The following is an 865-nucleotide window of genomic DNA, read 5'->3' on the forward strand; positions in this document are numbered from 1 at the left end:
TCAAACATTGATGTCATTGGCAATGCATTAACACTAATAGTTCGAATGTCCAATATGCCACTATATAAACCTCTAAATTTTCCATCAGGCTTTGGAAATAGTGAGTAAATATCTGTATCGCGAGGCCACAAAATAGAGTAATACTCGTAAATAGTTTTAATCTGATTATCTGAAAGCTCTTTTCTTACATCTAACCATGTTTTGCCGCTATCTAGTCCGAGAACATCACGGATGCAGTTACAAAACATCAAATTTCGCTCTCGGATGCTGACAGCACTCCATGTTGTGCGCAATTCAAGAGGGGTTTCTCGACAGCAATTTTTATATTTTTTACCACTTCCACAACCGCAAAAATCATTACGGCCTAAGAGAGACTCATCAAGATCTTTTTTTAGGTATTTGTTTTCTGGTGTTGTTCTACCGAATTCATCCTGATAGTGAACTGTTCCATCTTCAAATTGAGCATACATTTCTCCACCAAAAATCACACCTTCTTTCGGTGGTAACAAGACGTGCCTTAAATCAGCCCAGTCACAAGCAACGCTGTGCTCGGGGTATAGCCATTCCTCTTTACCTGCGGCAACTGACACTTGTGCTCTACTTTTAATGATGTAGTTAATTTTTGTGACTTCATCAGCAGTTAGCTTTCGTGTATTAATAAATTCAATCGTGTTGACCATGCTATGACGCATTCGGCCTGGGTTAGTACGTTGTTCAAGTGGGTTTACGTTTTCAGGATCCCGAGCATATTCAAGATTTGTTAGAATCAGGCAACGATTTTTATCTAGTGGAAATATCGTTTGAGACCCTTTTAGTGCAATGTCAGGGTCATTCGGATAATCACATAACTCCGAGTCGGGTGGAC

The 865-nt window shown here is 39.7% G+C and carries 1 protein-coding gene; it reads right to left on the minus strand.

Translation table 11 applies throughout. From position 1 onward, the window contains the following. Positions 1-680 (minus strand): SEC-C metal-binding domain-containing protein (locus PG899_RS24155; RefSeq protein ID WP_270697826.1); only part of this gene is annotated, 680 nt, incomplete at its 3' end. Between the last annotated feature and the right edge of the window lie 185 nt (positions 681-865).

It is taken from the genome of Aeromonas sp. QDB39 (genome assembly GCF_027707585.1).
GTDB lineage: Bacteria > Pseudomonadota > Gammaproteobacteria > Enterobacterales > Aeromonadaceae > Aeromonas > Aeromonas hydrophila.